Source organism: Bifidobacterium sp. LH_419, from assembly GCF_056356955.1.
Genome location: NZ_JBKEVG010000025.1, coordinates 1 through 9,995, shown reverse-complemented (window position 1 = coordinate 9,995; position 9,995 = coordinate 1). Strand labels below are relative to the sequence as shown.

General features: G+C 60.6%; 4 protein-coding genes. All 4 read right to left on the bottom strand.

Annotated features, from left to right (window positions below):
• Positions 1 to 146: 146 nt before the first annotated feature.
• Complete coding sequence (locus AC1AYX_RS10295) at positions 147 to 1,406, bottom strand: class C sortase (RefSeq protein ID WP_476503393.1); 1,260 nt, start codon at positions 1,404 to 1,406, stop codon at positions 147 to 149.
• A gap of 1,042 nt (positions 1,407 to 2,448) precedes the next feature.
• Positions 2,449 to 4,248, bottom strand: a complete 1,800-nt coding sequence (locus tag AC1AYX_RS10290; RefSeq protein WP_476503392.1) for a SpaH/EbpB family LPXTG-anchored major pilin — start codon at positions 4,246 to 4,248, stop codon at positions 2,449 to 2,451.
• Positions 4,249 to 4,333: 85 nt separating this feature from the next.
• On the bottom strand, positions 4,334 to 7,654 hold the full coding sequence (locus tag AC1AYX_RS10285; RefSeq protein ID WP_476503391.1) for a SpaA isopeptide-forming pilin-related protein: 3,321 nt from the start codon (positions 7,652 to 7,654) through the stop codon (positions 4,334 to 4,336).
• A gap of 419 nt (positions 7,655 to 8,073) precedes the next feature.
• Complete coding sequence (locus AC1AYX_RS10280) at positions 8,074 to 9,699, bottom strand: amino acid permease (protein ID WP_476503390.1); 1,626 nt, start codon at positions 9,697 to 9,699, stop codon at positions 8,074 to 8,076.
• Positions 9,700 to 9,995 lie beyond the last annotated feature (296 nt).

Below are 9,995 nucleotides of genomic sequence, written 5' to 3'. Positions count from 1 at the left end.
GTCGGCCTCCGGCCACCAGCTCCTTCGCAATTATTGACGGCCTTCGGCCGACATTATGTCTGCTCGCTGTCGCTCGCCTTCGCCTACGAACGCCGCCGGCGTTCACTTCACGGCTCAGCCTAAGGGGGCGCAAATCGGCACCGCCCCTAGTCGCTGACGCCGCGGAGTTGGTCGCTGATGTCGGGGTCGGGGTGGGTGTCGTGCGCGACTCCCGTGCTCCGCACCGTCCGCACGCCACCACCCGTTTCTCCGCCCCCGCTGGCGGGGGCTGTTGGCGTAGCCGACTGGGGGTGGTCGGCACCAGCCCTTCCGACACCAGCATGCTTCCCGCGACCGCGACCACCATCACCACGGCCACGACCGCGACCGCGACCGCGACCACCATCACCGGAACCACCAGCACCACCGTCACCACGCCCAGCCGAACCAGTCCCAGCCGACCCGGCCCCGCGACCGCGACCAGCCCCACCACCAGCACCCCGCCTCCGCGCCGCACCAGCCGCAACCAGCGGCCCGAGCCACCACTTCCACGCAGCAACCCCCACCAGCGTCACCACCAGCGCCAATCCTCCGAACCGGAACCAGCTGTCCGGCGAGGTCGGCGAGAACGACACGACCGGCGTTTTCACGTCCTCGGGGTGGTAGGCGGTCCGTTCTCCGGTGACGAGCAGTCGGTGCGTGTTGATGCCGTATGGCGTGCAGGTGACGAGCGTGACGAGGTCCCGCCCGGGGATGGCACGCACCTTGTCGAGCTCGTCCGGCTTGACGACCTGAATCGAAACCACCTTGTACGCGTGGATCTCGTCGAGCACGTTGATCGTGAACAGGTCGCCTTTCTTGAGCTCGTCGAGTCGTGTGAACAGTTCCGCGGATGGGAGTCCGCGGTGTCCGGTGAGGACGCTGCGGTTGCCTTTCCCGCCGATGGGCAGCGCGGTCTGCCGCATGTGTCCGACGCCTTTGGCGAGCGTGTCGTCGTCGGTGCCGTGGTAGATGGGCAGGTTGAGTTTGATCTTGGGGATGCTCAGGTATCCCATGACGCCGTCGCCGTTGACGTTGAGCACGTCCGTGTAGTTTTGCGGCAGGGCGTATCCGCTGCCTTCGACGAACGGGTCGTGGAGCGGATCGCCGGCGAGGTTGTCGTTGTATTCGCGCGCGAGTTTGAGCTGTTTGGCTTTTTCGGCCGGCGATAGCGTGTGGACGGTGTTGCTGTAGTTGGTGATGACCTGGTCGTGTTGCCGTGTGGAGACCAGGTCGGCGACGATCGGGTAGGAGAACACGCATACGCCGGCGAGGATGAGCAGGATCGCGAGAACGCTGGTGAGTCCGCCTCCTCGCGCGCGTCGCGTCGTCGCCTGCGGCGCCTCGCCGCGCGCATCGTGGTTTCGCCGGTCGCGTCGTCCTGCCATAGTCCCGTCCGTCCCCCACCAAAGAGTTCCGTACCTCCCGCCGGTAAGCGGGTGGTCACCAAGCATTATAAGAAATGATTTCGCCCCATGTCAGCGCACCCTCTGACCCGAGTGCCCCGACAGCGAGGGGCGAGGGCTTGGGTTTGAGCGTCAAACCCCCTCAGTCGGCCTACGGCCGCCAGCTCCCCCTAAAGAGGGCGCAGAAAACAGAATGCGCCACAGCGCATACCAATTCCCTTCGCTCCCCCACGCACGTGGGGGAGCTGTCCGGCAAAGCCGGACTGAGGGGGCCTACTCGCACTCGCCTTAGCCGCAACGAAAAAGGCCTCTCCCCCTCGGCCCCCGCTGACGGGACATCGCCGTGAAACAAACGCCGGAGGCGTTTGTAGGCGATGTGCTCGCCGACAGGCGAGCCAATGTGAGGTCAGCCGAAGGCTGTCCATAATTGCGGTCGGGCTCCCGGCGGAGCCGGGTGGGGGAGAGACCGCGGCCGTAGGCCGCCAGGAAACAGAATCGGCCTTCGGCCGATGCAATCTCCCCGCGGCCTGTCGGCTGCTCCGCTGCTCTCCCCCAGTCCGCTTCGCGGACAGCCCCCTCGACAGAGGGGGCCAACCCACCCCCTCAGTCGGCCTGCGGCCGACAGCTCCCCCTCAAGGGGGAGCAAACACAACGGACATGCGCCACGCGCATGCCAATTTCTTCGCTCCCCCACGCACGTGGGGGAGCTGTCCGGCAAAGCCGGACTGAGGGGGCAAGGCCTCAGCCGAAGAAGCCGTCGCCATAGCCGAACATGACAATCTCGGCCCCCTCTGACGAGGGGGCTGTCGCCGTAGGCGACTGGGGGAGAGATAGCTGGAAGGCGACGCCACAGCGAAACGTAACGTCCCAGCTATCTCTCCCCCACCCGGCTTCGCCGGGAGCCCCCTCGTCAGAGGGGGCCAGCTTCACCCGCCTAACGAAAAAGGCCTCTCCCCTGGGCCCCCTCTGACGAAGGGGCTGTCAGCCGAAGGCTGACTGGGGGAGAGACCTAATCAGTGGTCACTCAGGCGCGACGCTTGCGGGCGAGCACGGTGACGCCGGCCGCGACGAGCAGCACACCGGCCACGGTCATCACGACCATGCCCGCGCTACCGGTCTTCGGCAGCCAGCCCTTGTTGTTGTCAGCGTGGGTGAAGACGTAACCAACTTCCTGAGCCTCACCCGGGAAGTCAGTGCCCGGGTTCTGGCCTTCGACGCTGCCGTCGTAATCGCCATCGGCAGCAGTCACCGGGGTGAGGGTCACGTTGATGCGCTCAGTGAGCTTGGCGTAACCAGCAGGAGCCTTGGTCTCCTCAAGCTGGTACGTACCCTTGCCCAGACCGTAAACGCGCAGATAGCCCTTGTCGGTAACAGACAGGGAAGTCACACCGGTCTCGCCGGCCTTAGCCACACGGTACTTGCCCTTGGCAGTTTCGACGAAGGACAGAGCCGAATCAGCATCCTTCTTGTAAACAGCGAACTCGGCACCAGCAGGCAGGTTCTCGGTCTGCAGGTTGCCGTTCACATAGAAGCGCTTGAGCAGCTTGACACCGAAGGTGTACAGCTTGACCTTATCCGGCACCGTGCGGTGGGAGTGCTCTTCGTACGGGTTGTTGGTGTACTGGAGCTTCGCGTTGTTGTAGATCGGCTCGCCGACGACAGCGTTCTCGTTCACCGTAGCGGTGTACACGACGTGGATGTAGCTGTACTGGCGGATGGTGTCGTAGTTGAAATCAAGGCGCCAAGTGGCCTCGTTGTCCGTACCATCGAGATCCGTGGTGTTCTTGGTCAGCGTGTAGTTGGTGTCTTCCTTGAGCAGGTCATCCGCGTTCTCATCGGAACCATCGGTCGGGAACTTCTCAGTGCCCTTGTAGCCGTAGACGAGGAACTTGTGGTCGCCGTTGTTGTCGTAGTTCGGCGTCAGAGCCTTATCCATCTTATCGGCGAGCACGTAGGTCTTGTCGATGGCGTCCTCCGGGAAGACCGGCACATCGGAACGCAGGTCGAAGCGGACGGTGTCGCCGATAGCGACGCCGTCAGAACCCTTGTTGGATTCGGCCTTGCCGTCATTGTGACCGTCGTTCTTATCCTCGTTGACGGACTTGTCGAGAGAGGCCTTGTCAGGCTTCGCGGTGATCTTAGCGTCAGCAACAGTCCACGGGGAGTTGGCGTCCTTCTGGGTGAGGCCGACGCTCACGCCGATCGGGCGGTACGCGTAGTCACCGACAGTGCCCTGAGCATCGGAGTTGTTCTTGATGAGCACGAGGTAGCCGTCGACCGGCACGTTCGTCATCGTGATGGTGCCGGTGGCAAGGCCGTCCTCGGTCTCGCCGGTGCTGCCGGACGCGGTGCCGTCAGCAACCTTCGCCAGCTTCTCGTAACCGAAGTTGTTGGACAGCTTGTCGAAGAACGCAGCAAGCTTGGTGGCGGTGCGGTCGCCCGTGAGGCCACCGTTCTTGCCGCCCTCATCACCCGTGAGGTTGAGGTAGGCCTTCGTCACCGCGTTGTTGTTGGCGGTGTCGATGTACTCCGGGAAGTTATTCGCGACCCAATCGGCAACTCCGCTATCCTTGTCCCACACGTATTCCGGGGACAGCGGCTGCCAGCCGTCCGCATCCGTCTTGGCGGCGTAGCGGATGTCGATGATCTTGTAGGCAGTGGCGACAGCGCCGTCCTCGACGTTGTTGATGGTGATGTTGCCGGTGGCACCGTCGGCCGGTTCCGGGGCGGCGAGGGCCGGGGCGGCGAGGCCGAAGGAGCCGAGCATGGCGGCGACCGCGGTGACGGCCACGGCTGCGATGCCGCTCTTCTTCAGGTTGAACATGATTCTTTCCTTCTTCTATTGAATGTGATTACGGATTATAGGAGGCCGCGCCGCGCTTGGGGCGCGGCCTCCCGAAAACTACTGCTTACTGAAGTTGTGCCCTCCTCCTCGAATCAATGGTCACAACCGTTACGCCAGCGAGCAGCAGCGCGCCGCCCAACGTGGCGAACACAATCAATCCACGGCCACCGGTGGAGGGGACCTTCATCGCCGGGTAGTTGCCCAGCTGAAGCTCATCGCTGCCTTCAGGGGTGCCGAAGGCGGTGGGCTTGTTGCCGTCCTTGTCGGCGATGGCTTCCGGTTCGGAGACCTTACCGGCCGTGACGGTGATCTTCCACTGGCCGAGCGGGAGGGTGAAGCCGGCCGGAGCCTTGGTCTCGACGAGGCGGTATTCGCCATCGTCAAGACCGGAGAACTTCACCTTGCCGTCCTGATCACTGGTCTGCGAGTTGAACACGGACCATGCCTCATCGGCACCGACGTTCGACCCGTTCTGCCAGTCGACCAGATCGGCAGTGCAGGAGCGGCCGGAGGGCGCGTTGCAGCGATACAGCTGGAACTCGGCACCCTGAAGGTGCTCCGCGGTGTCATCACCATTGACCTTGGTGAAGTCGAACGCGGGCTTGAGCACGTTGCCGAACGCGAAGGTCGCGGCCGGAATCTCACCGGGCTTCGGCTGATACGTGACGTTGCCCTGCGCATCCGTGCTGGTGCCGTTGGTACCGACGCTCGTGAACTCGCCCGTGTACACCGTGGTGCCAGTCTCGGTCTGGTTGTCGGTGTACTTGATGACCGTCACGTTGGCCTTGTAGCCGTAGCCCTTGCCTTCGGTGCCGTTCAGCGTGGACACGTCGACCGTCATCTTGTAGGAGACGCCCTCCGGGTTGTAGGTGACGTCGTGATCGGCCTCGTTCGGCTGCTCGGTGATCCAGTAGGTGAAGGTCTTGCTGTCGACCGGGTTGCCGTTGGCGTCCTTCATGTCGCTCGAGTCATACGAGAGCGTCTTGAAGAGGGCTGTGGCGGAGACCGGGTTCTTGTCGCCCTTCTTCATCTCGACGGTGGCGGTGTCGAGCACCTTGCCGCTGTCGTCGGAGAGATGGAACGTGAACTTCTTGGTCTCGTCGCTCGTGGCAGAGCCTTCAAGCGTCTTGCCCACACCAGGCTTGATGTGCACCGGCAACTTCGTGTTGCCGCCCTCCGTCGGCCTGAGCGCCGGGTCGGTGGAATCCGGATCGTAAGCGACCGGGCTGTAGTAGACGTGGTTACCAGTGTTGACGGTGATGACAGCATTGCTGTTATCAAGCTTGCTGTCGCGGACAAGGTCGTTGATGTACGACTGCGCCTCAGCAAGCGTGTCATACGTATGCTTTTCGCCGCCGGTAGTGGTCACAACGTACTTCTGCGCGGGGCTGATGAGCTCGGCATCCGTAGCGGTGTCGTCCTGCAGGGTGACGTCGTTGCCGTCATTCCTGATGTAGACACCTTGACCGGCATTGACGGTCTCCTTCTTGGAGGTCAGACGCATGTTGTCGTAGGCGTCATACCAGCTGGTGGCATCCTTGAAGTTGTCGGCGACGGCGGTGTTCTTCTCGCCGTACACCTGCGCCGTCTTGCCTTCGCCATCAGTGGCGGAGGCAGCCGTCACCTTCGAATCGGTGTTGGCCTTGACGACGACCGCAAATCGCTTGTCCTTATCAGGGAGCTGGTAGCCTGCAGGAGCCTTGACCTCCTGCAGATAATATGTACCCTCCGCAAGATACGGCACCTCAATCATGCCTCGCGAATCGGTGGTATACGTGCCGGTATCCTGCCAATCAATCTCGCCGTTGGCCTTGGTCACGACCTTACCGTCAGCGCCGATCTTGGCCTGCTTGGCGATCTTGCCGTCCTTGTCGTACACCTTGAATTCAGCACCAGCAAGCGGCTTCTTGGTGTCAGCGTCACCCTTCTGGAACGCCAGATTGGAAAGAACAGTGGAGTCGCTCTTCATCTTCACCGTGTTGAGATACGTGACATCAGCACGGTAATAATAATCAATAGAGTTATTCTGCTCAGCCTGATTTGCCCAATAATTGTACAGATGATAGAAGTAGAGTTTCTCCTCATAACTACCATCCACACCATCACTGGGAATAGTCATAGTGATTTTATTGCCACTCGCAACAATTGCATCCGTGTTTTCCCCATTGAAAGTTGGAGTCACTTCGGTTGGGTGAATACTATTATCATCACTCTTCGCAGAACGCGTCTTACCTAAATCAACGTTTGCACTGCGTCCCATTAGGGTTGTATCAATAGAAACCTGCGCATCTTTATTACGCTCACGCAAAAGAATCACGGCTAAATCGTTATATGCAGTCGTCTGGAAATTATGGAGATTAGATCCACGGGTACGCGTCAAATTATCCTTATACGGATTCTTAGGAAGAATCGTAACGCCAATAGACTTAACAATAACCGCAGGACCCATATCCGTATCCCAAGGCTGCTTCCCGTCAGCCGCGGGCGTATATGCATCTTCAATAAATGCAAGGCTTTTATAAGAGCCAACATTTTCAATGTAAAGCGTTGACGTGTAATTCAATAGCGTGACACCGGTCAACACAGCATTATCTTCAAGTGCATCAGTTACAGTAATCTGCGCAACACGCGTATCTAGCTGACCAAAATACTTAATTACATCGGCAGCGCTACGAAGCGTCTGATTATGCCTATCGCCATACGTGTGCAGCGTGAAATCCTGCCCCGATGCGTAAATCGTGTTGTACACAGCATTGGCGAAAACCTTGGAACCGGTGAAGTTCTCATCGATGTACTTGCGCACTTCATCCCACGTGACCTGCGAACCGTCACGCTTGATCGGCAGCTTGGTCGGGGACGGGTCGTTCTCCGCCACCATCTTGGCCGCATCAACAGCCCAGTCGTGGCTGTACTTGTCAACCTTTTGAATCAGGACGTCGGCTCGGGTGGTGTCGAGCTGCTGGGCCTGGGCGGTGGGGACGGCGTTGACCTTGGTGGTCACGTCGTCGAGCTGCTGGTTCAGGGTGCCCACGTTGTCACTGGTGACCGCGAAATCCTGCGCGGAGGCATCCGGGAGCGCATTGATCGCATCCTGGGCGGCCTGGGCCTTCTTGCCCAGCTTCGCCTGCGTATCAGTGTTGGCCGTCGCCTGAGCGCCGTTCTGCGCGGCGGCGGCATCGGCCGCCGCAGTGTCCCCTGCGACGACGGTGGTGTTGTTCTGGTCTGTGGTCTGCGCCGAATCGGCGAGCGCGAGGCCCGGCGCGAAGCTCATCGAGCCCAGCATCACGACGGAGACCGCTGCAGCTACGACACGACCCACCAGGCCGCGCCCCTTCTTCGCAGCGGAACCCTCACCGGATTCCGGGGTCTGTTGTATGTGCAACATGTCGTGCACCTTCCTCTTCCTCACATATCCTTCGTAGAACGGAAGAGCCCTCACACATAACCTCAATGAGGGCTCTTCCGACCCTCTAATCGACATTTTTAGTACAGCTAAATGACAGCTCTCTGCAAAATCATCATTTTTAGACATCATGCCGAATAATGGACAATCCGCCGCAATCCGCATCATTCCAACGAAACGAGCACCCCCCCCCCGCATCATGTGAACACGGACGGCGTGTCACACTGTGAAATCTCACACAGAATCCGCCCTCTTTCCCGGGCGTGTCAGCGCTTACACGTGACACACGCGACGTTCGCACCCACGCCGGAAACCACGGAAGCCCGCCACGGTGGGAACCACCGGGCGGGCTTCTCCTCCCCCACTCACGCGACCCCGCGCAAACGTCGGCGTGACGGGCGTCAACGCTTCAACGCGGCCTTCAGATCGCGATTCTGGAAGCGGTCATGCAGCAGGCAGTACCCGCCGAACACGACCAACCACACGACGCCCGCGACCGCCGAACCGATCGTGTCCGCGGCGAGGAACAACGTCACGTAAATGAACACGAAGAATACAATCGCGAACGTATTCGTGAACTTGTACGCGGGCATCACGAAACCATCCGCGATGAAGTCCGCGGAACGGCGATACCGCTGATGCGCGACCATCGTCAGAATGTAGATGAAGATGATCACCGCACTCGACGCCGACGAGAACAGGACGAACGCGCTATGCACCTGCGGGAACGCGTTGATGACAGGCGACATGAGCACGCAGCCCGCCGAAATCAGGATCGCACGCGCCGGCACATGACGCTTCGACACCCTGCCGATCTTCGAAAACACCGGAGAATCCGACTCGCTCGCCAACTGGTACAAGTGCCTGCCGGCGGAATACAGCAGCGAATTCAACGACGACGAAGCGGCCGTGATCACCACGAAGAACACCAACGCGGACGCCCAATTGAGCCCCGCATACTGGAACACCATGATGAACGGGGACGCGAACGAACCATCCTTATTCGGCGTGAACGACGTCCACGGCACGATGCACATGATCGCCACCAGCGCGCCCACATAGAAGATCAGAATACGCATGATGATCTCATTGATCGCCTTCGGGAGCACCTTGCGCGGATTCTGCGTCTCCGACACCGTGACACCCACGAACTCGATCGCCTCATAGGCGAAGAACACCATCTGGAAGCTCATCAGGAACGCGAGCCAGCCGTTCGGGGCGATCTGGAAGTTATTGAACAGGTTGTTGAGGCTCGCTGCGCCGGCGGGGGAGACGCCGTCATGGCCCGGAATGCGGACCGCGTCATAGTGATAGCCGATGACCACCATGACCACGGCGGTGGCGATCATCGCGCAGATCAGCGTGATCTTGATCATCGAGAACCAGAACTCCGCCTCGCCGAACGCCTTCACGGCGATCAGATTGATGGTGGACAGGATGACAAGGAAGACGAGCTCGATCAGCCACTTCCACGGCGTCAAATCGATGTCGAACGTGTTGAAGAACGTGATGAAATACGTGGAGACCGCGGTGATCTCCGTCATGCCGATCAACACCAGCACGATCCAATACGACCATCCGGCGAACTTGCCCCAGCCATTGCCCAGATAGCGGGTGATGAAATTGATGAACGTATGCTGGCTCGGATCGCGGTACATCATCTCGCCGATCGCACGCATGAGCATGAACATGACCAGGCCGACGCCGATGTAGACGAAAACGATGGAAGGGCCGGTCAGGGCGATGGACTTGCCGGAGCCGAGGAACAGACCCGTGCCGATCGTGCCGCCGATCGCGATGAACTGCACATGGCGGTTGTTCAGGCCACGGTCCATCTCGTTCGACGCGTCGAGGGATTCGACGGACTCGAGGGTGGAGGGGGTAGAAGTGGTGGGGGTTGTGGCTGCTGTGGCCGTGGGGGTGGCCGTTGCTGTGGTGCCGGCCGCTGAAGCGGTGTTACTACTACCCGGCGCGCCGGCCGTGCCGGTCGCGCCCATACTGCTGCTTGCGCTCTTCTCGTCAGACATAGCCCGCGAGTTTACCGTCTGTTTGTTTCAAAGAAAAGGGTCAACCTCGCTCTGATTATTACCGTGCGGTTTCGGGGGCGGGAGTGGAGGCGGGTGGCGGGGCGGGTGAACCCCCTCAGCCGGCCTACGGCCGCCAGCTCCCCCTAAAGGGGGCGCAAACACAACGGAATGCGCCTACGGCGCATTGTCTAGTTTCAGCGGATAGTTGACGTATGTCTCGGGGCATGGTTGACGTCATGTCCTGGGGCATGCCTGACGGGTGTCCTGGGGCATGGTTTACGGTCTGCTGATTGTTG